The sequence below is a fragment of the Flavobacterium sp. genome (assembly GCF_025352015.1).
In the GTDB taxonomy this organism is placed as follows: domain Bacteria; phylum Bacteroidota; class Bacteroidia; order Flavobacteriales; family Flavobacteriaceae; genus Flavobacterium.
In genome coordinates this window covers 1-23,391 of record NZ_JANXUG010000002.1, presented here as the reverse complement: position 1 = coordinate 23,391, position 23,391 = coordinate 1, and the positions used below count along the sequence as shown (strand labels likewise).

Sequence of the window (23,391 nt, the reverse complement as noted above, 5' to 3'; positions counted from 1 at the left end):
TAACTACTGGGATTTTAAATTTGGAATAGATAATATGTATTTAATTTTTGATACCGAAACTACCGGTTTACCAAGAAATTGGGCAGCTCCAATAACAGATACCAATAATTGGCCCAGATGTATTCAAATAGCATGGCAGTTACATGATGAACTTGGAAATCTAATCGAATGTCAAGATTATTTAGTAAAGCCTGACGGTTTTAATATTCCTTTTGATGCCGAAAGAATTCACGGAATTTCTACAGAATTAGCACTTGAACAAGGTTTTGATTTAAAAGAAATTTTAGAAAAATTCAATATTGCTCTGTCCAAAACAAAATTCATTGTGGGGCACAACGTCGGGTTTGATGCGAATATTATAGGTTGTGAATTTCATCGGAAAGAGATTCAATCAGTTATGAGTTCGTTGCCCGTTTTAGATACCTGTACCGAAGTTACCGCTTCGCTTTTAAAACTGTCAGGGGGTCGTGGCAGAAAATTTAAACTACCAACTTTAACAGAATTATACAACTTTCTTTTCAGCATTCCGTTTGATGAAGCACACAATGCTACTGCCGATGTAGAAGCCACAACTCGGTGTTTTTTTGAATTAATACGAAGAGAGATTTTTACTAAAGAAGAATTAAACGTTTCAGAAGGTTATTTTAAAGTATTCAAAGAAAGGAATCCCATCGAAATTCAGCTTACAGGATTGCAACATATCAACCTAAAAAAAGCTTCTGAAGAAATTCGAAAAAAGTTTCAAAAGCAAGGAAAAGTTGAAATACCAATTGATGCAGTAAAAAAAAGTACCCAAACTTTTGCCGATGTTGATTTTATTCATTTGCATAATCACACTCAATTTTCAGTATTGCAGTCCACAATTAGCGTTGCCGATTTGGTCAAAGCAGCTGTCGAAAATAAAATGCCTGCTGTTGCCATGACTGATCATGCTAACCTTATGGGAACCTTTCATTTTGTCCGCGATATTTTATACCATAATAAATCGGCGCAAGCTAAAAATAAATCAGCTGAAGAAAACGGAGAAACACCAACAGAAAATATCATCAAACCTATTGTTGGCTGTGAGTTTTATGTTTGCGATGATTTAAAGGATAAGTCCCGAAAAGACAATGGCTATCAAATTGTCTTCTTAGCCAAAACCAAAAAAGGCTATCATAACCTGGCAAAATTATCTTCTATCGCATATACCGAAGGCTTTTATTACGTTCCAAGAATTGATAGAAAAGCGATTCAGGAATATAAAGAAGATATTATTGTGTTGTCCGGAAATTTATACGGTGAAATACCTAGCAAAATTTTAAATATTGGAGAAAACCAAGCAGAAGAAGCTTTGCTTTGGTGGAAACAAGAATTCGGAGTTGATTTTTATATTGAAATAACGCGCCACAATCAGGAAGATGAAAATAGGGTAAATACCTCATTAATTTCACTAGCGAAAAAACATAATGTAAAAACAGTTGCGACCAACAATGTTTTTTACATTAGTAAAGAAGACTCCAATGCCCATGATATTTTGTTGTGTTTGAAAGAAGGCGAAAAGCAAGCCACACCTATAGGTCGCGGTCGCGGTTATCGGTACGGTTTTGAAAATCAAGAATATTATTTCAAATCTGGTGAGGCCATGAAAAAGCTTTTTGACGATATACCTGAAGCAATTATTACAACGCAAGAAATTGCCAATAAAATTGAAATCTATGATTTGTCGCGTGAAGTTTTGTTGCCAAAATTTGATATTCCTTCCGAATTTTTAGTTGCCGAAGACGAAGTTGATAAAGGCAAACGGGGCGAAAATGCTTTTTTAAAACATTTGACTTTTGAAGGTGCCCATCGAAGATATGCCAAAATAACAACCGAAATCCAAGAACGTATCGATTTTGAATTGCTAACTATTGAAAACTCTGGCTATCCAGGCTACTTTTTAATTGTTCAGGATTTCATCGCTGAAGCTAGGCGAATGGTTGTTTCTGTAGGTCCAGGTCGTGGTTCTGCCGCGGGTTCTGTAGTAGCGTATTGTCTCGGAATCACAAATATTGACCCGCTTTTATACAATTTGCTTTTTGAGCGTTTCCTCAATCCAGACAGAGTTTCACTTCCCGATATTGATATCGATTTTGATGACGAAGGACGAAGTAAAGTGATGGATTATGTAATTCAAAAATACGGTTCAAAACAAGTCGCGCAAATTATCACTTACGGAACGATGGCAACAAAATCAAGCATTCGTGACACCGCAAGAGTTTTGGATTTGCCACTTTTTGAAGCCGATAGATTGGCTAAATTAATTCCAAGTTTAATGCCACCCAAATGGAATTTAGCAAGGATTTTATCCGAGGACGAAGCAACAATAAAAAAGGCATTTCGCCCAGAAGAGTTTGAAAAAGTAAAAGAATTGATTTCACTTTCTAAACAAAATAACCTCGCTTCGGACACCATCATTCAAGCAAAATTTTTAGAAGGAAATTTAAGAAACACCGGAATTCATGCCTGTGGCGTTATTATAACTCCAAGCGATATTACCAATTTTGTTCCCGTGGCAACGGCAAAAGATTCTGATTTATATGTTACACAATTCGATAACTCTGTAGTAGAAAGTGCAGGATTATTAAAGATGGATTTCTTGGGATTGAAAACCCTAACGTTAATAAAAGATACGGTAAAACTTGTAAAATACAGAACCGGAAAAGACTTGAATCCGGATGAATTTCCAATTGATGATGTGAAGACCTACGAGCTTTTTCAACGCGGTGAAACAGTTGGGATTTTCCAATACGAAAGTGCTGGAATGCAGAAATACATGAAGGAATTGAAACCCACAGTTTTTGGCGATTTGATAGCTATGAATGCTTTATATCGTCCGGGACCAATTTCTTATATACCTAGTTTTATCAAACGAAAAAACGGAGAAGAAGAAATCACATACGATATCGAAGCTTGTGAAGAATTGCTCAAAGAAACCTACGGGATTACGGTTTATCAGGAGCAGGTAATGCTTTTATCTCAAAAGCTGGCCGATTTCTCAAAAGGTGATGCCGATGTTTTGCGTAAAGCGATGGGAAAAAAACAAAAAGATGTTTTAGATAAAATGAAGCCAAAATTCATCTCGCAGGCAGAAGCCAAAGGCCATTCTGCTGATAAATTAGAAAAAATATGGAAAGACTGGGAAGCTTTTGCCGAGTATGCTTTCAACAAATCGCACTCAACCTGTTATGCTTGGATTGCATATCAAACGGCGTATTTAAAAGCAAATTATCCGGCAGAATATATGGCGGCGGTTTTATCCAATAATATGAATGACATCAAACAAGTTTCTTTTTTTATGGAAGAATGTAAACGAATGGGACTGGAGGTGCTTGGACCCGATGTCAACGAGTCGTTTTATAAATTTACGGTAAACAATAACTATGCCGTTCGTTTCGGAATAGGCGCTGTCAAAGGCGTTGGCGCCAATGCTGTCGATACTATTGTTCAAAACAGAAAAGGAGAAGCTTATAAATCGATATTTGATTTAGCTAAAAAAATAGATTTACGTGCTGCCAACAAAAAAGCTTTTGAAAGTCTGGCTTTGGCAGGAGGATTCGATTGTTTTCAAAATACACATCGCGCACAATATTTCCACATTGAAGGAGAAGGAATTACGTTTCTGGAAAAAGCGGTTCGTTATGGTTCCAAATTTCAGGAGAATGAAAATTCATCACAGGTAAGTTTGTTTGGCGAAAGCAGTGATGTTCAAATTGCTGAACCCATTGTTCCTCCATGTGACGAATGGAGCACTATGGAAAAATTAGCCAAAGAAAAAGAAGTAGTCGGTATTTATATTTCGGGTCATCCGTTGGACGATTATAAGCATGAAATGCGGCAGTTTTGCAATGTGAAATTGGCGCAACTAAAAAGTTTGGAAAATTTAATTGGAAAAAACTTGACTTTAGCAGGCATAGTAACCTATGTACAATACAGAACTGGTAAAACAGGAAAAGATTGGGCATCGTTTACGCTGGAAGGGTATGATGAAAGTTACGATTTTAGAATTTTTAATGAAGAGTATTTAAAGTTCCGTCATTTTTTGGTTAACAATCAATTTATTTATTTTAAAATTGGAATAAAAGATGGCTGGGTAAATCGTGAAACTGGGAAAAAATCTGAACCACAAATTACATTTCAAGACGCAAAATTACTGGCTGATGTGTTGCCAACATTCGCAAAAAAATTATGCATTCAATTGGATATTAAAGATGTAAAACAAAATTTAATTCAACGATTAAATAATGTTTTTAAAGCTAATGAAGGCGATAAAACGGTTAGCTTTGAAGTTATAGAAACAGAAAATGTACCTAAACCGGCAGCTATAATGAAGCCTATAGAATTTGGTTCAATTACCGCAAATGAGACTGAAATTGACATTGAAAATCTTGATGTTAATGAAATAATTCTTGACGAAGATGATGTTATTGAAACTACAATAGTCAGCAGCGAGGAAGTAAAAAAAGTAACTACACTTGAAATGCCAAGCCGTAATTTAAAGATTAAAATTTCTAAAGAACTTTTAGAAGAATTGGAAAAGTTAGATGTTGATTTTAAATTGAATTAAATCTAGGTTTTAAATTTTTGAAAATGATTCCAAAAAAATAAAAAAATATAATTTTTAATATGTTACAGTCAAACTTTTTATTGTACATAAAAATACTGCTGCTATTGCTTATGGTGAATACCTTCGCATTAGCACAAGCAAAACCTAAAGAAAATTGCGGCAACAACAAAACAAAAAGCAAAATAAACATGACAAAAACGTCACAAGTAAACGTGTTGAATACTCCATTGACGTTAGCTAGCACCAACCCTATGACTGGTTTTTATAGAAATGGCTATTGCCAAACTGGCGCAAATGATGCAGGTTTGCACGTTGTAGCGGCAGTGGTTACAGACGCGTTCTTAAAATATTCTTTATCAAAAGGGAACGACTTAATATCGGCCTATCCTGCAAACAATTTTCCTGGTTTGAAAGCTGGTGACACCTGGTGTTTGTGCGTACTACGTTGGAAAGAAGCTTTTGATGCAGGCATTGCACCGCCAGTTTTGTTAGAAGCAACCAACTTAAAGGCATTGCAGTATGTAACGTTAGAGCAACTAAAAAGTGTAAAATAGTTTTTGACTAGCAAGATTTGTCTATGCCAAAGTTTTAAAATTTGACATTGGTTTCTGAAAACAATAAGTTCCATGAATACATTTATAGCCAAACGCAATTTGTAATTAACAGTATGATAAAAAATAAATGTTATTTTTGTATCAATATTTAGAAACTTAAAATAAAAGATATGGCATTAGCAATAACCGATGCTACTTTTGATGAAGTAGTATTACAATCAAAGAAACCCGTAGTAGTCGATTTTTGGGCGGCTTGGTGTGGACCATGTAGAATGGTTGGACCCGTTATAGACGAAATCGCAACAGAGTACGAGGGTAAAGCAGTAGTAGGGAAAGTAGATGTTGATGCTAACCAAGAATTTGCAGCAAAATATGGAGTGCGCAATATTCCTACAGTTCTAATATTTCAAAACGGAGAAGTAGTAGGTCGTCAAGTAGGCGTAGCTCCAAAAAAGACCTACACCGATGCATTAGATGTGCTACTGTAATTTAAAAATAAACTCACGTAAAGGTTCAGCGAAAGTTGAACCTTTTTTTTATTTGTTAAAATTATTTTCAAATAGACTCCTGTTCAAATTTTCAAATTATCTTTGACTCAAGCTTTTTTTGGCGAACTCACGAAGTAATCATGAAGATAGAAGAACAAAAAGAAATCATTTCAGGTTTCAAGCATCTCGAACTACTGGCTAATCAAGTGGTAGAGGGATTCATTTCGGGGATGCATAAATCACCTTTCCACGGATTTTCAGCTGAATTTGCTGAACATAAAACCTATAATACTGGTGAAAGCACCAAGCACATTGACTGGAAATTATTTGCTAAAACCGATAGGTTGTATACAAAAAGGTACGAGGAAGAAACCAATCTTCGGTGTCATCTAATAATTGACAACTCGTCGTCAATGCACTACCCCAAATTGAAAAATGAAGAAGCTTTTTATCATAATAAAATAGGTTTTTCTGTTTTAGCTTCAGCAGTATTAATGAATTTATTGAAAAAGCAACGAGACGCTGTTGGGTTAAGTATATTTTCAGACCACTATGAATATTATGCTCCCGAAAAGGGAAGTGATCGTCATCATCGGATGATTTTAAGCAGACTTGAAGCTCTTTTAGAAAATCCAAAACAAACAAAAAGTACCGACACCGTAACTTTTTTGCATCAAATTGCAGAAAAAATTCACCGACGTTCGATGATTTTTTTGTTTACCGATATGTTTCAAAGCGAAAATAATGAAGCACTTATTAATGCTTTGCAACACTTAAAACACAACAAACACAAAGTAGTACTGTTTCATGTTATTGATAAAAAAACCGAAATTAATTTCAACTTTGACAATGCACCACGAAAATTTATAGATGTAGAAACGGGTGAAGAAATAAATATTTTTGCCGATACTATAAAAGAAGAATATGAAAAAAAAGCTACCAATTACTTCAAAAAATTGGCGTTAAGCTGTGCTCAAAACAAAATTAAATACGTTCCTGTTGCCGTCGAAGAGAGCTTCGAAAAGATTTTAACAACCTATTTGGTTGAAAAGCAAATGTTTGGATAAATAGCAAATTGGAGTAGTTTTTTTAGTAAAAAAAGTTGCAAAAATCAAAAACGGTTGTATATTTGCAACCGCAATTAAGTAATGGTTTGGTAGTTCAGTTGGTTAGAATACATGCCTGTCACGCATGGGGTCGCGGGTTCGAGTCCCGTCCAGACCGCTAAAATTGGGAAAGGTTTTCAGGAATGAAAACCTTTTTTTCCCCAAAAAAGCATTGAAGATTAGTTGTGTTGTTTTGCTACGAATTTGTAACTCGTAGTTCGGTTTAGTAGTTAGACCAATGAAAAGCTTTCCATTTATTCTGAATTCATTTCAGAATCTAAGGATGGCTTTTTTGCTTTTAGGAACATTAGTTTTTTTTATCTATTTTTGAATCTGTCATGAAAAAAATTATTAAAATTACCGTTTTTATATTTGTACTGTTTTGCAACTGCAGCAGTATGTTTGGACAAGAACAAGTGCCTAAAAATTCCGATAGTGAATTAAAAGAGGCTTTGTATAAAAAATACAAAAGTCAAGCTCAAGGTTATGATAAGAAGGCATTTGATGTTTTGTTTTTAGATTTTTTTCGTAAGCAAAAAGATGAAAAAGTGACACTCACCAAAGAAGAATTTTATGGTTACACTATCAAAATTGCTGCCTATTCTGAAAAGTTAGGACTTTTGTATAAAGATCAAAAAGAAGCATCCCAGCAGACCAAGCAAGTATGGTTTGATAAAAATTATTCTGATTATTTACTTTCTAAAAAACACTAGTGTTGAAAAGACTTTTATCAATAGTATTGCTGTTTTCGCTGCAATCTTGTACTTATATTGAGAAGCAAGTGCCGTCTGAACAGGAATTGTTTGAGAAGCAATTGAAGGAAATTAATTGGAAAGAAGTTGATGAATATCCATCGGTGGGTGATTGCGAAAAACTACAAGGCAAAGCGCAGCGAGAACAATGTTTTTTTATTTTTTTGACCACAACCATTCAACAGAAATTAGCCCTTGACACGATTTCTGCCCAGTCTTCAAAAATGGATACGATTGTGGTAAAAGTAACTGTTTTTCCGAATGCTACTTTACAATTTGAGCCTCAATTCCCCAAGGATGTTGTGCGGTATGACACGATAAAAATTGATAGTCTGCTTCGTGCTAGATTGATTGGTTTTCCGAAAATTAATCCTGCTATTAAAAGAGGAATTCCTGTAAAAACCCAGTTTGTACTGCCTGTTATTATTAAGTTGGAGTAATTTTAGGATTTATTCTGAATTTATTTCAGAAGCTATTTCCCGCTTTTCGCGCTACATGGCAGCTTGCTTTAATCGGGGCTAGTTGGAAAATTTTCTTCCTTTCCAAATAAAGCTACCAAACAACGAGTAAACTCCAACCAAACTAGAGAAGAAAGGATAAATAAAACTGCTTGTAATCGGCACAAAAAACTTGCCTTTTCTTAGATAAACATTCGATTTATAAAGTAAAGCGTAATCTACAACATACTTCATCAAGAACACGCCCAGTAGTACTTTCCAGTTAAAGAGAGCGAGAGGCAAAAGGCAAAAGGCAATCGTTAACGATAAGTTCATTAGTAGAACCACAACAGCTAGTAACTTTGCATACGAGCTTTTATAACTGGTAGCTTTGCCTGCCCAGCGAACGCGTTGCATAAAGAGTTTGAATAAATCGTTTTCGGGTTTGGTTTGTACCGTGGTCTCGTTGTTTTTTAAATAATGAACTTTGTTAAGATTAGCGGTGACCGCTTTTTGCAATAGGAGTACGTCATCGCCGCTTGCGCTGTCGCTAATTCCGCCAAAACCACCTATTTCGTTAAAGAATTTTTTGGTGTAAGCAAAATTGGCACCATTGCACATGAATGGTTTGCCCATGCCAAAGGTTCCGATAGTTACGCCTTGCAAACTCATTAAGTCTAATTGTTGAAAATGATGAAACCAGTTGTTTTTGGTTTTATAACTTACGGCACCCACAATCATTTCGGGATTATAGTGTTGAATGTAATTGTCAAATGTGAGTAACCAATTTTTATTTACAATACAATCGGCGTCGGTTGTGATTACCCAATTGTGTTTTGCAATGGGCATTGCGCGCCCAATGGCGTCTTTTTTTGGTGAATTAGAAAGATGAAGATTTTCTAAAAGTGTTGTATCTAAATGCTCATTTTTCATTCGCCACTGTATGCAAATTCGCTCTGAAATATCAGTGGAGAAATCATCGACTAGGATAATTTCAAGCATTTTATGGGGATAATTCAAATTGGAAATTGATTCTAAAAGCTTTGGCAAATTTTTTTTTTCGTTTCGAAAAGGTACGATTATGGTGAAGGCTGTTTTGGGAGTAAGATTAGTTCTTTCGAAAGTTTTTACTTTGTTGAATCCCACTATTATTTGGGCAATAAGAATGCTATACGCTAATAAAATTAGGTATAAAGCGATGTTAATTAGTTCCATTTTGGTTTGAATTTAAGCACATAATAACTTCCGATAACTACTGGCAAGACTACATTTAACAACCACATTAAGGTAGCAATAAAAACGACTATCCACTCGTTTACGCCTAATTTTGAGAAGAAAAAAACGGCCACACTTCCTTTAACTGCAAAATCCAAAAACTGAAAACTTGGTAAGGACGAGGCTAAAAAATAGACTGTTGCAATGGTCGCCATCATTGTTACATAGGGTAAATCTACATCAAAAGCGAGAAATAAAAAATAGTATTGATGCGAAAAAATCACATAGCGAGCAAGCGCCAGATGCTTGTTTTTTTGATGAATTGGTTTCGGAATTTCATTGATTTTGTGAAGGAGTTTTTCGATGGAGTAACCTTTAATTGTGATGTTTTTCGAGAGAAAAAAAAATAGAATAAAGAAAATAGACAAACCGATTATAGTTAAACTCCATTTCCGATAACCTAAAATAAATAATCCCATTGTTCCGAAAATAATGGTCAAAATCATTTGAATTCCGTTGCAGATGAGGTTTAAAAAAATGATTTTTTTGGTTTGTAATTTTTCATAATACAAGGCTTTTCCAGCGTATTCGCCTAATCCGTTTGGAGTAAAAATACCTGCCGTTAGAGCTCCTAAAACTTGTTTGGTAGCTTCGCCGACGGTGATAGGTTTTATGAGAGAAACTAAATTTTGCCATTTTAAAATTTCCAGACACCGATTGGCGACGCTCAAGGAAAGTAGAAACAATATAACAAGTATTGATTGTTTTTCTTGAACTAAAGTGATGAATTTTTTCCAGTCTAGTTTGTCATTATGAGCCAAATGTTGCCAAATGAAATAAAAAGCAGTAGTTACAATCAAAAGTTTGATGATAAAAACAGCGAATTTTTTTGGTTTTGGAGTTATTGAAATCATTGTTGCAAAATAACATAAAAAAAGTTGATATAATTTTTCAAACCAATGTAATAGTTAGCTAAATAGTGATATTTTTAAACATTAAAAGAACTCATTATTTATGCTAAATTCAATTGATTTATTTTCTGGATGTGGCGGCATGACTTTAGGGTTTGGTTGGGCAGGTTTTAATTCTGTTTTGGCATCAGATATTGACGAAAATTGCGAAAAAACATTTGCAACTAATTTTCCGGAAACACCTTTTCTATGTGGGGATTTATCTGAATTTACTATAGATGAATTTGATAAAATAATTACTGATAAAATAATCGATGTTATTATTGGAGGCCCACCTTGCCAAGGTTTTAGTTTGGCCAATAAACGAAGAAATAAAGTATCGCAAGACCCAAGGAACAGCCTTTTTTATGAGTTTGTAAAAACCATAACTTGGTATAATCCTAAATCATTTGTTATGGAAAATGTAAAGGGATTGCTGTCAATGGAATCGGGTCAGGTGATTATGCAAATACAAAATGAATTTGAAAATGCAGGTGAATATGGGTATGAAGTGAGAACAAAAGTGTTAAGAGCATCTGATTTTGGCGTACCGCAATCACGAGAAAGGGTTATAATAATCGGAATCAGAAAAGATTTAAATTTAGTTCCTGAATTTCCGTCCAAAAAAGGCGAGAAAGAAATTACCGTTGAAGAAGCGATTTCAGATTTGCCAAAAATCAATGCAGGCGAAGGCGAAGAAAAAATGAATTACGCCTCAAAGCCAACAAACGATTATCAAAAATTTATGCGTAAAAACGCAAAAAATGTTTTTAATCACATTGCCATGCGTCATACACAACGGCTAATAGAAAGATTCAAAGCTATTCGTCCTGGCAAAAATCTTCTTGACGTTTGGGAAACTCACGGTGCGGTGCAAAGAGGAAATCCCAACGAAAAATCTAAAGTAAAATTTAGTCAAAATAATTTACGTTTGATTGCTAATAAACCAGCTCCAACAATCGCCGCATCTTTTCAAAGTAATTTTATTCATCCTTTTTTAGATAGAAATTTTACGGCACGAGAAGGAGCAAGGTTACAATCTTTTCCGGATGATTTCATTTTTGAGGGAATGAGAACAAAAATGAGTTGGGAAAAAGGATTGAGTCAATACCAACAAATTGGCAACGCTGTTCCACCCTTAATGGCTTATGAAATTGCTATGACGCTAAAAAAAGTCCTTGAAAACGGGAATGATTTAGAAGCAACCAAAGAAAAAAAGACACTAGTAAATAACGAAATATAAAAAGTATTGGTAAACGAGCGCATCATATTAGGCATTGATCCAGGAACCACCATAATGGGTTTTGGGGTCATAAAAGTGATTAACAAAAAAATGGAATTCATTCAGTTGAACGAATTGATTTTGAGTAAATATGATGACCATTACACCAAGTTGAAAGTCATTTTTGAACGCACCATCGAACTCATAGAAACGCATCATCCAGACGAAATTGCGATTGAAGCCCCTTTCTTTGGCAAGAACGTTCAATCGATGCTAAAATTAGGAAGGGCTCAAGGCGTTGCGATGGCGGCTGGTTTATCGCGCCAAATTCCGATTACAGAATACGAACCCAAAAAAATAAAAATGGCTATCACAGGAAATGGAAACGCCAGCAAAGAACAAGTTGCCAAAATGTTGCAACAGCTTTTAGGGTTAAAGGAATTACCAAAAAACCTCGATTCAACAGATGGCTTGGCGGCAGCGGTTTGTCATTTTTTCAATTCGGGGAAAGTAACTGGTATTAAAAGTTATACAGGTTGGGACGCTTTCGTGAAACAGAATGAAGATAGAATTAAATAATTTGAAAATGAGTTCTGACTTGGTACTTTTCATTTTCAAATTGATTAATTTCCAAATTAAATGAGCGGTATCTATATCCATATTCCTTTCTGCAAGCAGGCTTGTCATTATTGTGACTTTCATTTTTCGACTTCAATGAAAAAGAAAGATGAAATGGTTTTGGCTTTAGCTAAAGAAATTCAGATGCGTAAAAATGAGCTTCTCGAATGCGCCCGAAGTGACAAAGAGGTGGTGGAAACGATTTATTTTGGTGGAGGAACACCTTCGATATTGGAGATTGCAGATTTGCGATTGTTGATTGATACAGTTTTTAAAAATTATAATGTTGTCGAAAATCCTGAAATTACCATTGAAGCCAATCCCGATGATTTAATTTCAAATGTCTTGTCATCCCGAGTGCAGTCGAGGGACTTTTATCAGGACTATCGAGCTTTGGGAATTAATCGTCTTTCTATAGGAATCCAATCTTTTTTTGAAGATGACTTGAAACTCATGAATCGAGCTCATAATTCGGCGGAAGCCAAAAAATGCTTGGAAATTGCCACACAATATTTTGACAATATTTCTATCGATTTGATATACGGAGTTCCGGGAATGAGTAATAAAAAGTGGCTTAAAAATATTGAAACTGCATTATCATTTAATGTGCCGCATATTTCGAGTTACGCTTTGACGGTTGAGCCAAAAACAGCATTACATTCGTTTATTCAAAAGGGAATTATTCCAAAGCCCGATGATGAAGTTGCGCAAGAACATTTTAATTTGTTGGTAGATAAGCTGGAAGAAAACGGATTTATTCATTATGAATTGTCGAATTTCGGAAAGGAAAATTATTTTTCTAAAAACAATTCGAGTTATTGGCTGGGTAAAAAATATATCGGAATTGGTCCGTCAGCGCATAGTTATAATGGAATTTCCAGAAGCTGGAATGTTACAAATAATTCACTTTATCTAAAATCGCTAGCTCAAAATAAATTGCCATCAGAAACCGAAATCTTAACCAAAACCGACCGTTATAATGAATATGTAATGACGGGTTTGCGAACCATTTGGGGCGTTTCGTTGGATAAAATCGAAAAAGAATTTGGCAAAAGCTATTTGGATTATCTTAATCAGCAAGCTGCTAAATACATTGACGATCATTTGCTTTTTGTAGATAACAATGTTTTGAGGACGACTAAAAACGGGAAGTTTTTGAGTGATGGAATTGCAAGTGATTTGTTTTTGCTAAATTTGGAGTAATGAAAGCACTAATCAACAATACATTCGAAATCGATTTGTCAAAACCTATTGATATTTCTATTTCGTTGACTAATACCGATGCTAATCCGATTGCCTGGTATATTGAAAAACCGCAAATTGAGCCAGTTCGTTTTGGCGATTGGGTTGGAAAAGTTTCGGAAGGGAGTTCGACCAATTTCAATAATATTTTTTTCAATCCTCATGGGCACGGTACTCACACTGAATGTCTCGGACATATTACACGAGAATTTTACAGCATCAATCAATGTTTGAAACAATTTTTCTTTATAACCGAATTGATTTCGATTAGACCGGAAAGTATTGGGAATGATTTAGCAATTACCAAGGAGCAAATCGAAAAAGCATTAAATGGTAAAACTCCTGAAGCTGTCGTTATCAGAACTTTGCCGAATTCGGAAAGCAAAAAACATAAAAATTATTCCAAAACAAATCCACCTTATTTGCTGGAAGAAGCAGCGACATTTGTCTGCGAAAGCGGTATCAAACACCTGCTGATTGATTTACCAAGTGTAGATAGGGAAGAAGATGAAGGAAGATTATTGGCGCACAAAGCGTTTTGGAATGTTAAAGATGTCAATAAACTCAATGCTGATGCACGATTGGATTGTACGATTACCGAAATGATTTTTGTGAATGATAGCATTCAGGACGGAAGTTACATCTTGAATTTACAAATCGCTTCCTTTGAAAATGATGCATCGCCAAGCAAACCAATATTATTTAAGATTGTCTATTTTTGATTTCAGATTTAAGAAGTTCAAAGTCATAAATCGTTAATCTACAATTAGTAATCAAATGATAACCATTTCTACCGATAAAAGCAAACTAGATGTTCCGTTCATTCAAAACTTTTTGAAGGATATTTATTGGGCAGCCGGAAGAACAATTGATGAGGTTCAAACCACAATTGATGCTTCGGTTTGCTTCGGGATTTATTTGGATAATGAACAAATTGGCTTTGCTCGCGTAGTTACCGACTATGTAGTATTTGCTTATTTGATGGATGTTTTTATTGATGAAATTCATCGCGGAAAAGGATATTCCTCCATTTTAATTGATGCCATGATGAAAGAACCACAATTGCAACAGGTCAAGATTTGGAGATTGGCGACATCGGATGCACATTTTCTATATGAAAAATTCGGATTTACTGCATTGGCGCATCCAGAAAAGATGATGGAAAAAGTAATTTGTAACAAGTGATTAGTAATTTGTCAAAAAGCAATAGTGCTAATCACTAACTACTAATCACTTAAAAAAAATGAACATACAGCAATTATACGAATTTTGCCTTTCCAAAAAAGCTGTCAGGGAATATTTTCCGTTTGATGAAGATACGTTGGTGTTTAAAGTTGGAGGCAAAATGTTCTGCCTGACCTCTCTCAAGGAATGGGAGAAGGGAACGCCAGCACTCAACTTAAAAGGAGATCCAGAAAAAAACCAGGAGCTTCGTGCAGAATATGAAGGTATCAATCCGGGATTCCACATGAATAAAACGTATTGGAACACAGTAGATTTTAATAGCGATGTTTCTGATAAAATGATGCTCAAATTAATTAATCATTCTTATGAATTAATATATAAAAGCCTGACGAAAAAGTTACGTGATGAAATAGAGAAGAGCCATTAGTAAAAAGCCAAAAGATAAGAAACTCCTAACTATTGCCTTTTCACTATTGCCTAATGCTTATTAAGACATTGATTTTTTCTGTTTTGCTACAAAAACATCAGCTTGAAGTTTGAGTAATTCAGTCGCGCCTTTCTTTTTGTAGTTGTATAATTCCTTGTCATCCCTTATGTCGGCGTATACTTTATCGTAAATCTCGGCATCGGTTTTCTTTTGCAGTTCACTTTGATAACGGTTTTGTGAAATCACATTTTTTATTCCCATTTCTAAATCTTCCTGCTTGAAATCATATTCGCCTTTTGGCGATAATAATTTGGCAATAATTGGCGACGTTTCAATCGCTAAAAATAAAAGCATAATAAAGATTGATGGCAGTGAAGGCAATTTTCCTAAAGCGTTGATTCGAGCCATTAGGCCGTCAAACCCTTCGATTATGGGTTGGGTTTCAGTGACTTTTTTATCCAAATCAGTTTGCAACGTTTTGGCTCTGGTTTCTTTATCAGCAATAATCTTGGTGTTATTAATTTTTAAGGAATCTAATTGTTTGACAGCCAAATCATGAGCGAGTCGTTTTTCTTTATAAATCAGTCCTTTGCCCATTTTTTTGGTTCCGGCCGAGCCTTCTGCTTCGGTAATATAGGATTGATACAAACCCGCTACCTCTTTTTCTTTTTTGGCAATGCTCGATTTTAAACTGTCCATTTCGGCTTTGTTTTTATCGACATCGGGTTTGAAATAATTGGCAACCTGATTTTTATTGGCAATTGCCATTTCGTTTTTCTGCTTTAGCAAAACCGTATTGATTTCCTTTTCAAAGATTTTGATTTCCAACGGGTTTGAAATTACGATAGCAATGATAACCGCTAACACAATTCGCGGAGAGGCTTGGATTAATTCGTCTAAAAAATTATCTCTTTTCTTAATGGTGGAAACAATAAACCTGTCAAGATTGAAAATTAAAAATCCCCAAACTATTCCAAATGCGATAGCAATATAGGGATTGTCAAAAACGGTGTAAAGTGCATAACTACCGGCAATAAATGCCATAACTGCTGTGAAGAAAACGGTGGCGCCAATGCCAGCATATTTGTTTTGCTCGCCGTTAGAGCATGAGTTCACGATGTCACTATCGGCACCTGAACATAGGAGGAAAAAACGTTTTAACATGATTGATTGACTTAATGATGATGATTATACAAATATAACGCCAAAAGGTGATGTTTATTATAAGTTGCTGATTTTTAACAAAAAACCCGCCTGATTAAAGCGGGTTTTCTGATTTGTTTTTGATTTCTATTTTGATAGTTCAACAAAGTACTTGTAAAACAACGGAATGGTTTCAATCCCTTTTAAGTAATTAAAAATCCCAAAATGCTCATTCGGTGAATGTATTGCATCGCTGTCTAAACCGAATCCCATTAAGATGGTTTTTGATTTCAATTCTTTTTCAAATAACGCAACAATAGGAATACTTCCGCCTGAACGAACTGGAATTGCCGGAACACCAAAACTTTCTGTATAGGCTTTGTTTGCGGCTTTATATCCTATGCTGTGTATCGGCGTTACATAACCTTGTCCACCATGATGTGGCGTTACTTTTACTTTCACCGATTTTGGAGCGATACTCACAAAATGTTTTGAAAATAATTCGGTGACTTCATACCAATCCTGATTTGGAACTAAACGCATAGATATTTTTGCATAAGCTTTACTTGCAATTACGGTTTTGGCGCCTTCGCCGGTATATCCACCCCAAATTCCGTTAACATCCAACGTTGGACGGATTGAGTTTCTTTCATTGGTAACATATCCTTTTTCGCCATAAACATCTTCAATATCTAAAGCTTTTTTGTAATTGTCTAAACTAAATGGTGCTTTTGCCATTTCGGCTCTTTCGGCAGCAGTTAGTTCCTCTACTTTATCGTAAAATCCGGGAATCGTAATGTGATTGTTTTCATCATGAAGCGAAGCAATCATTTTGGTTAATACATTAATTGGATTGGCAACAGCTCCTCCATAAAGTCCCGAATGTAAATCTCTATTTGGACCAGTAACTTCAACTTCAACATAACTCAAACCACGCAAACCGGTTGTAATACTTGGTTGTTGGTTAGAAATCATTCCTGTATCGGAAATCAAAATCACATCACAGCTTAATTTTTCCTGATTTCTTTCCACAAACCAACTCAAGCTTTTAGAGCCCACTTCTTCTTCGCCTTCAATCATGAATTTTACATTGCAAGGCAAGGTGTTACTTTGAATCATATATTCAAATGCCTTTACGTGCATATACATCTGACCTTTATCATCGCAGGAACCTCGTGCAAAAATGGCACCTTCGGGATGAATTTCGGTAACTTTAATTACAGGTTCAAATGGTGGTGAAGTCCACAGTTCGATTGGGTCTGGCGGTTGCACATCATAATGTCCGTACACTAAAACTGTTGGCAGATTTTTGTCGATGATATGTTCTCCAAAGACAATTGGATAACCTGGTGTATCGCAAATTTCAACGTGGTTGCAACCCGCTTTATCAAGGGAATTTTTTACCGCTTTAGCAGTAGTAACTAGATCTTTAGCATAAGTGCTGTCTGCACTTACAGAAGGAATTTTTAATAATTCGATTAATTCATTGATAAAACGTTCTTTGTTTTGGTGAACGTAATTTTTTATATTGTCCATTGTATTGTTAATAATTAGTTGATTCAAATTTACTAAAAAAGACTTTTAAAAAAATTCATAATTCATAATTTATAATTCATAATTATCTTTATATTTACACTCACAATTTTAGCGGGTATGGTGAAATTGGTAGACATGCCAGACTTAGGATCTGGTGCCGCAAGGCGTGTAGGTTCGAGTCCTATTACCCGCACAAAAAGCTTCTCAAATTTGAGAGGCTTTTTTTATTTTTAACAATTTGGTTAATAAAATGTTCAAAGTTTATTTTTATTAGCTTATACAAGTCGAGAAATGCTCTTATTTTTACAAGATTAAATTCATTTGATTTAAATTTAAAATTCTAATGAAAGGGAAAAAGCTTATGATGACTGCAGTTTTGGCGTTTTTTGGATTTGTTTTACTGGCGTTTTCAGTTTATCTACTTTATAAAAATACTAGCACTTCTATTTCGGCAAATAAACAAAAAGAATTGGATGAGGCCATTAAGCAAATTGATGTGCTGCATGCTGAAATTCTTGAAAAAGATAAAATCGTTTCTGAAAACGAATTAAAACTAAAAAGTTTAAAATCAGAATCGATGAGCCATGTTATGGGTCAAAATATGCCAATTATTGAAATAGCCGATATCGACTTGAGTGATGGTAATACTGCAAATGAAGATGGCAAAAAAGTGCACAAATTGATGTATCATCATCAAATTCGTTTCTTCTTGTTGAATGCTGGAAAAAATTCTTTGAAAGATGTTATTTTCTCTGTGAAAGACGATTATAACCGTAATAAAGAAAAAAAGAAAAAAGCTGTTGCTACAGCCAATGTTGATTATACTGGTAAAAAAGTGGATAATGATGAATTAGGAGTGTATGAAAATATTGAAGTCAACACGCTGAATTTAAAGTCTAAAAAGCTTATTTATACGAGTAACCTTCCTGGAAGTTTTGGCGTAAGTGATTACGAATATCATTTGATTATTGAATGGAGTCAAGGTTTTTATCAAATGGTAGTTAAGATTGAGGAACTAAACGGAAAGTTGGCTTATCATTATGAATTTTTTGACGTTGATGGAAAACCAATTGATTTTAAAAGTTTGTCGGATAAAATTGTTAACTAAAAAAAATGCCTCTAGACTTCGAGGCATTTTTTTAAAAATTATTTACCAGTTTCAATCCAATTATTGATTTTCTTTTCCAACAGTGCTAAAGGTAATACTCCCGATTCCAGCACCTTTTGATGAAACACTTTAATATCAAATTTGTTATTCAACTTATCTTGTGCTTTTTTCCGAAGTTCTAAAATTTTTATTTGACCAATTTTATAAGATAACGCTTGTCCCGGAATGGCCATGTAACGTTCGATTTCAGTAGTAATGGCTGATTCTGTTTCGGCTTCATTTTCTAACGAATATTTTATAGCTTGCTCTCGAGTCCAGCCTTCATTATGGATGCCCGTGTCCACTACTAATCGAACTGCTCTGTGCATTTCATTTCCTAACATCCCAAAATATTGATAAAAATCAGTATATAATCCTAATTCTTTACCTAAACTTTCGGTGTATAAAGCCCAACCTTCGCCATAAGCCCCAAACCAATTGAATTTTCTAAAATTAGGCAACTGTTTATTTTCTTGTTGTAATGAAATTTGAAAGTGATGCCCCGGAATGGCTTCGTGTAGAAACAAATCTTCATCACCATAACAATTATAGGTGGTTACATCAGGAATTGGCACATAAAAAGTCCCTGGTCGTGATCCATCGGCAGTTCCTTGATTATATTCTGCACTGGCCGTTTTTTCTCTAAAAGCTTCTGTTCTTTTAATTTGGAAAGCTGTTTTTGGTTGGAGTGAAAAAAGTTTATCTACGTTGGGTTTGATGGTTTGATAAATTCTTTCAAAATTGGCAAGAACCTCTTCTGGTTTTTTGAACGGCATCAATTTAGGGTTTGTTCTAATAGATTCAAAGAATTCGTTAAGCGTTCCTTTAAAGCCAACTTGAGTTTTTACTTTTTCCATTTCAGCTTTTATCCTAGCTACTTCTTTTAAACCGAGAGCATGAATTTCTTCAGGAGTTTTATCAGTAGTTGTCCATTGTTTTACATACGCTTTATACAACTCTTTTCCATTAGGCAAACTAGAAATTCCGCTGGTAGTCCTTGATGCGGTAAGGTATTCGTCCTTTAAAAACGCGGCCATTTTTTTGAACTGCGGCTCTAATTTTTCGGTAATCACGCTAGCATATTCTTTTTTTAATGTATTTTGTTGGTCTATGGTAATTTCTTTTGGAAAAGATTTTATTGCAGCATAAAACAGATTGTCTTCTACGTTTGCAGTAACCATGCTTTCAAATTGAGGGATAATCTTTACTGTCAACGCTTTTGGTAAAACAATTCCTTTGTCGATTCCTTTTTTCATATATACCATAGCAGAATCTACCCAGACTGAAAAAGAATTCATTCTTTTTAAAAAATTTCTATAATCTTGCTCTGTTTTAAAAGGTTGTGCACTTGAGCCACTGGCATACTGTCCCATGGTAATATTGGTTCCCCAAAACTGATGAATTGGCATTAAGTTAGTGTTGAATTTTAACAACTTTTTACCAACAGTAACTTCCCATTTTATAATGTCATAGCTGTTTTTTTCTTCTGCAGATAATGCAGTAGTATCGATACTTGTTAATTTATTTTCATATTTATCAAAGAATGCGGCTTGCTTTTTGCGATAAGAATCTGTCATTTCAAAAACAAATTTATCATTGTATTCGTTTTGACCATTTTGCGTGGCGCCCAGAGGATCTAATGCATTTTTGTCATCAAAATAAGCATCAGTAATTTTTTTGAAGTCTTCCACTTTCTTTTCTGATTTACAACTAATAACTGTTAAAGAAAGCAAAATCAATACCGATAAAATCTTTACGTTTTTCATATTTATTCGATTAGTGCAGTAAAACTATTAGTTTCAACTGAATAGGTTTGTTAATAAAATGATAAAATTATCCGTGATAAACTCGCGAAGCAATAATTTTCCCTTCCTTGATTTCCAAAACTTCGGCAACTAACATTTCAGCTTCATTCTCAACAGTTCTCAAATATTCCATAAATACACGATCTGAATTTGAAGTTAACGATGTTACTTTATAGTGAAGCGTTGGCAATCTGTCAAAAGCATCTTGCCACCAATTGCGCAGTTCTTCTTTTCCTGTAACCAAACCATTAGTTTCGGGATGGTGGATTTTTAATTTTGGACTAAAATGTACTGCCTCATCGTCATATAAAGACAATAATTTTTCCAAATTATGAGTATTAAAGGCTTCAATCCAAAGCATCGCAATCGATAAGTTTTTTTCTGACGACATAGTTTTTCAATAAAAAATCCAAAAATAGTTGGGATTTTATTGTTGTAAATATAACTTTTTTAAACGTTTTTCAAATTGATAATCTCTTGCTCCGTTAAGAAACGCCAATTACCACGAGGCAAATTCTTTTTAGTTAAACCTGCAAAAGAAACACGGTCAATTTTTATCACATCGTATTTAAAACTTTCAAATATTGCGCGAACAACTTTCACGTTGGGGGTTCTCAATTTTAAACCAATCTCTGTTTTTGGCTCATTTTCAACATAACTAATTTCATCAACATACAGTTTATGACCATCCAATGTAACACCATGTGAAATTTTTTCTAAATCTTCAAACTTCAAATTTTTGTCTAAAGACACTTGATAAATCTTGGTTGATTTTTGATTCGGCAAACTAAATTTACGAATCATATCAGTATCATTGGTAAACAACAACAAGCCTGTTGTATTCTTATCCATTCTGCCAACAGGTTGAATTTTAGTGTTGGTTGCAGCACGAACTAATTCCAATACATTTCTATAATCGTCATTATCTTCGTTGGAAGTTGTGAAGTTTTTTGGTTTATTTAAAACGATGTATTCTTTGCGTTCTGGTGTTAAAAGCGAACCGTCAAAGTTCACTACATCGCCCGGTTTTACTTTATATCCCATTTCGGTAATCACAATATTATTTACTTTCACATTTCCAGATTGGATGTAAATATCGGCATCACGACGCGAACAAGCACCTGAATTTGAAATGTATTTATTCAAACGAATATCGTCTGATTTCAAGGGCTTCGGAACGTTATTAGGAACTTTTTTGGAAGGTTTAAGTGTTTGTTTTGCAGTGGAATCCTCTGTTGTAGTTTTTACTTTTTTTGGACCTTGCGCGCGTTTTTGCATTGCAGGCTTTGGCTTATTCGAATTTGTTCGTGAACTATTTGTTCGAGCACTATTTCGATTTGTATTGCCTTCTTTCTTATTCATAAATTCTGTAATTTGATGCAAAGATAGCGTTTCTGCAATGGATATTCGACTGTCGATAATTGATATTGACTTATTGGTTCATCCATAAAATGTAACCTTTATAGTTTCAACAACCTTTTTCCGTGAATGAGTACTTCTGGATTAATTAGAACGATGCAGAACACGCCCGAAACGACTAAAAATTTCAAAATGTTATGAAGCAATACGTAATCGGGTTTTGTGTTTGATTTCCATAATTTTTGAAGAAATAAAATCAAAACAATCATGCTTACATAAAAGTAAATGTCCATATAACCTACTTCAAATATTTCAACTAAAAAGTAAATTGGGATTAACGTTGAAAAGGTTAATACAGTAATTATTTTTTTTGAAAAACATTCTCCAAATAGTATTGGAATGGTTTGATAATCGTTGGCAATATCGCCTTTCATGTTTTCTAAATCTTTAATCATTTCCCGAATCAAGAGCAAAAGAAAGAGAAAGGTAGCATGAGCAAAAATTTGTGGATAAAGGTTTTTGTAATACAAAAGAATAGCAAAGAACGGTAATACAGCAAGAAAAGAAGCGGTTAAATTCCCTAGTATGACTATTTTTTTTAGTTTGTGCGAGTAAAACCAAATCATAAATATATATGTAGAAAAAAATAATACTGCTCTAAAAGAAACAAAAAATGCTAACATAAAAACTATGAAATTTATTGAAAAATAAACTTGTAACTTGGTATTTTGACTAACTAGGCGGTCTAATTTTGATTTGTTTGGACGATTGATTAGATCCTTTTTACTGTCATAAAAACTGTTAATGATGTAACCAGATGCAATTGTTAAAATTGAAACAATGACAATAACAAAGAGGTTGGAATCTAAAATAATATCGAGGGCTCGTTTATTTGGAGCCAAAATAAAAATAGCCGAAAGATATTGAGCTAGTGCAATGATAGGAATGTTATAGCCACGAACTACAGAAAACATACTGACTATTTTCAGTAATATATGTTTGGTTTTTCGGCTTAACATTTTGAAGGTATTAAAACTGGTAAACCACTTCCAATTTATAATCTTTCAGGGATAGTTTCGCTTTTTCTAGATCTTCGGTGAAACCTAAAATATAACCTCCACCACCAGAACCGCAAAGTTTAAGATAATAATCGTTAGTATCAATACCATTTTGCCAAACTTCATGAAATTGTTCTGGAATCATGGGTTTGAAATTGTTCAAAACCACTTTTGACAACTGTTTAGTGTTGGCAAATAATGATTTTATATCCCCGCCAAGAAAATTTTCGACACAAGCGTCAGTGTATTTTATAAATTGAGATTTCAGCATTTTTCTGAAACCTTCTTCTTTCAATTTTTCCATAAAAATAGTCACCATCGGAGCCGTTTCGCCAACAATTCCCGAATCTAACAAGAATACAGCACCTTTGCCAGTTAAGCTTTGAGAAGGAATTCCAGTGGCTTCAATATTGTCCTTGGAATTTATTAAAATGGGAATGCTCAAATAGCTATTGAGTGGGTCAAGACCTGAACTTTTTCCATGAAATGCAGCTTCCATTTGAGAGAAAATAGTTTTCAGCTGCAGTAATTTGTCACGGGTCAAATTTTCTAAAACCGT

At 34.5% G+C, this 23,391-nt stretch carries 21 protein-coding genes, 2 tRNA genes and 1 pseudogene; 15 read left to right on the top strand and 9 right to left on the bottom strand.

The features are described from left to right. The first annotated feature begins 34 nt into the window (after positions 1 to 34). The 7 genes from dnaE (at position 35) to Q0Q96_RS00105 (ending at position 7,928) form a co-directional block, all read left to right on the top strand. A complete protein-coding gene (gene dnaE / locus Q0Q96_RS00135; protein WP_293870062.1) occupies positions 35 to 4,588 on the top strand; it encodes a DNA polymerase III subunit alpha in 4,554 nt (1,517 codons plus the stop codon). A 59-nt stretch (positions 4,589 to 4,647) separates the two neighbouring features. Beyond that, the gene (locus Q0Q96_RS00130) at positions 4,648 to 5,142 is read left to right on the top strand and encodes a DUF2237 domain-containing protein (protein ID WP_366068662.1); all 495 of its coding nucleotides are present in this window, start codon (positions 4,648 to 4,650) and stop codon (positions 5,140 to 5,142) included. 170 nt (positions 5,143 to 5,312) lie between these two features. Next, positions 5,313 to 5,630, top strand: a complete 318-nt coding sequence (gene trxA, locus Q0Q96_RS00125) for a thioredoxin (RefSeq protein WP_293870060.1) — start codon at positions 5,313 to 5,315, stop codon at positions 5,628 to 5,630. 140 nt (positions 5,631 to 5,770) lie between these two features. Continuing rightward, positions 5,771 to 6,697 carry a DUF58 domain-containing protein gene (locus Q0Q96_RS00120; protein ID WP_293870058.1) on the top strand — a complete coding sequence of 309 codons (927 nt, stop codon included), beginning with the start codon at positions 5,771 to 5,773 and terminating at the stop codon, positions 6,695 to 6,697. Positions 6,698 to 6,780: 83 nt separating this feature from the next. Next, a tRNA-Asp gene (locus tag Q0Q96_RS00115) sits at positions 6,781 to 6,854 on the top strand. A gap of 220 nt (positions 6,855 to 7,074) precedes the next feature. After that, on the top strand, positions 7,075 to 7,449 hold the full coding sequence (locus tag Q0Q96_RS00110; RefSeq protein WP_293870056.1) for a hypothetical protein: 375 nt from the start codon (positions 7,075 to 7,077) through the stop codon (positions 7,447 to 7,449). A gap of 2 nt (positions 7,450 to 7,451) precedes the next feature. Next, positions 7,452 to 7,928, top strand: coding sequence for a hypothetical protein (locus tag Q0Q96_RS00105; protein ID WP_293870054.1), 477 nt, complete (start codon positions 7,452 to 7,454; stop codon positions 7,926 to 7,928). A 78-nt stretch (positions 7,929 to 8,006) separates the two neighbouring features. On the opposite strand, the gene Q0Q96_RS00100 is transcribed toward Q0Q96_RS00105, so the two are convergent. Further along, entirely contained in the window at positions 8,007 to 9,140 is a 1,134-nt protein-coding gene (locus Q0Q96_RS00100) for a glycosyltransferase (RefSeq protein WP_366068658.1), read from the bottom strand. Beyond that, a complete protein-coding gene (locus Q0Q96_RS00095) occupies positions 9,131 to 10,054 on the bottom strand; it encodes a hypothetical protein (protein WP_293870053.1) in 924 nt (307 codons plus the stop codon). Before Q0Q96_RS00095 ends, Q0Q96_RS00100 begins: the two co-directional genes overlap by 10 nt. A gap of 100 nt (positions 10,055 to 10,154) precedes the next feature. Between Q0Q96_RS00095 and Q0Q96_RS00090 the strand changes: the two genes are divergently transcribed. From Q0Q96_RS00090 to Q0Q96_RS00065, 6 genes are read left to right on the top strand one after another with little or no spacing between them, the layout of a single operon-like run. Then, a complete protein-coding gene (locus Q0Q96_RS00090; protein WP_293870051.1) occupies positions 10,155 to 11,333 on the top strand; it encodes a DNA cytosine methyltransferase in 1,179 nt (392 codons plus the stop codon). Between the two features lie 6 nt (positions 11,334 to 11,339). Further along, a complete protein-coding gene (ruvC, locus tag Q0Q96_RS00085; RefSeq protein WP_293870049.1) occupies positions 11,340 to 11,891 on the top strand; it encodes a crossover junction endodeoxyribonuclease RuvC in 552 nt (183 codons plus the stop codon). Positions 11,892 to 11,951: 60 nt separating this feature from the next. Beyond that, a complete protein-coding gene (gene hemW / locus Q0Q96_RS00080; RefSeq protein ID WP_293870047.1) occupies positions 11,952 to 13,133 on the top strand; it encodes a radical SAM family heme chaperone HemW in 1,182 nt (393 codons plus the stop codon). Further along, the gene (locus Q0Q96_RS00075; RefSeq protein ID WP_293870045.1) at positions 13,133 to 13,894 is read left to right on the top strand and encodes a cyclase family protein; all 762 of its coding nucleotides are present in this window, start codon (positions 13,133 to 13,135) and stop codon (positions 13,892 to 13,894) included. Before hemW ends, Q0Q96_RS00075 begins: the two co-directional genes overlap by 1 nt. A gap of 55 nt (positions 13,895 to 13,949) precedes the next feature. Beyond that, positions 13,950 to 14,357: a GNAT family N-acetyltransferase gene (locus Q0Q96_RS00070; protein WP_293870043.1), complete on the top strand. Its 408-nt coding sequence runs from the start codon at positions 13,950 to 13,952 to the stop codon at positions 14,355 to 14,357. A 58-nt stretch (positions 14,358 to 14,415) separates the two neighbouring features. Continuing rightward, on the top strand, positions 14,416 to 14,784 hold the full coding sequence (locus tag Q0Q96_RS00065) for an MmcQ/YjbR family DNA-binding protein (RefSeq protein WP_293870041.1): 369 nt from the start codon (positions 14,416 to 14,418) through the stop codon (positions 14,782 to 14,784). A 60-nt stretch (positions 14,785 to 14,844) separates the two neighbouring features. Here Q0Q96_RS00065 and Q0Q96_RS00060 read toward each other — a convergent pair whose 3' ends face one another. Both Q0Q96_RS00060 and Q0Q96_RS00055 read right to left on the bottom strand, forming a co-directional pair. Further along, entirely contained in the window at positions 14,845 to 15,948 is a 1,104-nt protein-coding gene (locus tag Q0Q96_RS00060; protein ID WP_293870039.1) for a DUF4407 domain-containing protein, read from the bottom strand. 126 nt (positions 15,949 to 16,074) lie between these two features. Then, positions 16,075 to 17,463: a dipeptidase gene (locus Q0Q96_RS00055; RefSeq protein WP_293870037.1), complete on the bottom strand. Its 1,389-nt coding sequence runs from the start codon at positions 17,461 to 17,463 to the stop codon at positions 16,075 to 16,077. Positions 17,464 to 17,574: 111 nt separating this feature from the next. On the opposite strand from Q0Q96_RS00055, the gene Q0Q96_RS00050 reads away from it, so the two are divergent. Then, positions 17,575 to 17,656, top strand: a tRNA-Leu gene (locus Q0Q96_RS00050). Positions 17,657 to 17,806: 150 nt separating this feature from the next. Continuing rightward, positions 17,807 to 18,571: a hypothetical protein gene (locus Q0Q96_RS00045; RefSeq protein ID WP_293870035.1), complete on the top strand. Its 765-nt coding sequence runs from the start codon at positions 17,807 to 17,809 to the stop codon at positions 18,569 to 18,571. A gap of 38 nt (positions 18,572 to 18,609) precedes the next feature. Here the strand turns inward: Q0Q96_RS00045 and Q0Q96_RS00040 are convergent, their stop codons facing one another. From Q0Q96_RS00040 to Q0Q96_RS00020, 5 genes and pseudogenes are all read right to left on the bottom strand, one after another. Further along, positions 18,610 to 20,376, bottom strand: coding sequence for a DUF885 domain-containing protein (locus tag Q0Q96_RS00040; protein ID WP_293870033.1), 1,767 nt, complete (start codon positions 20,374 to 20,376; stop codon positions 18,610 to 18,612). 67 nt (positions 20,377 to 20,443) lie between these two features. Further along, complete coding sequence (locus Q0Q96_RS00035) at positions 20,444 to 20,806, bottom strand: nuclear transport factor 2 family protein (RefSeq protein WP_293870031.1); 363 nt, start codon at positions 20,804 to 20,806, stop codon at positions 20,444 to 20,446. A gap of 59 nt (positions 20,807 to 20,865) precedes the next feature. After that, positions 20,866 to 21,777 carry a pseudouridine synthase gene (locus Q0Q96_RS00030; RefSeq protein WP_293870029.1) on the bottom strand — a complete coding sequence of 304 codons (912 nt, stop codon included), beginning with the start codon at positions 21,775 to 21,777 and terminating at the stop codon, positions 20,866 to 20,868. Between the two features lie 98 nt (positions 21,778 to 21,875). Then, positions 21,876 to 22,793, bottom strand: coding sequence for a geranylgeranylglycerol-phosphate geranylgeranyltransferase (locus tag Q0Q96_RS00025; RefSeq protein WP_293870027.1), 918 nt, complete (start codon positions 22,791 to 22,793; stop codon positions 21,876 to 21,878). Positions 22,794 to 22,803: 10 nt separating this feature from the next. Continuing rightward, positions 22,804 to 23,391: pseudogene (locus tag Q0Q96_RS00020) on the bottom strand (mevalonate kinase); the annotation flags it as partial.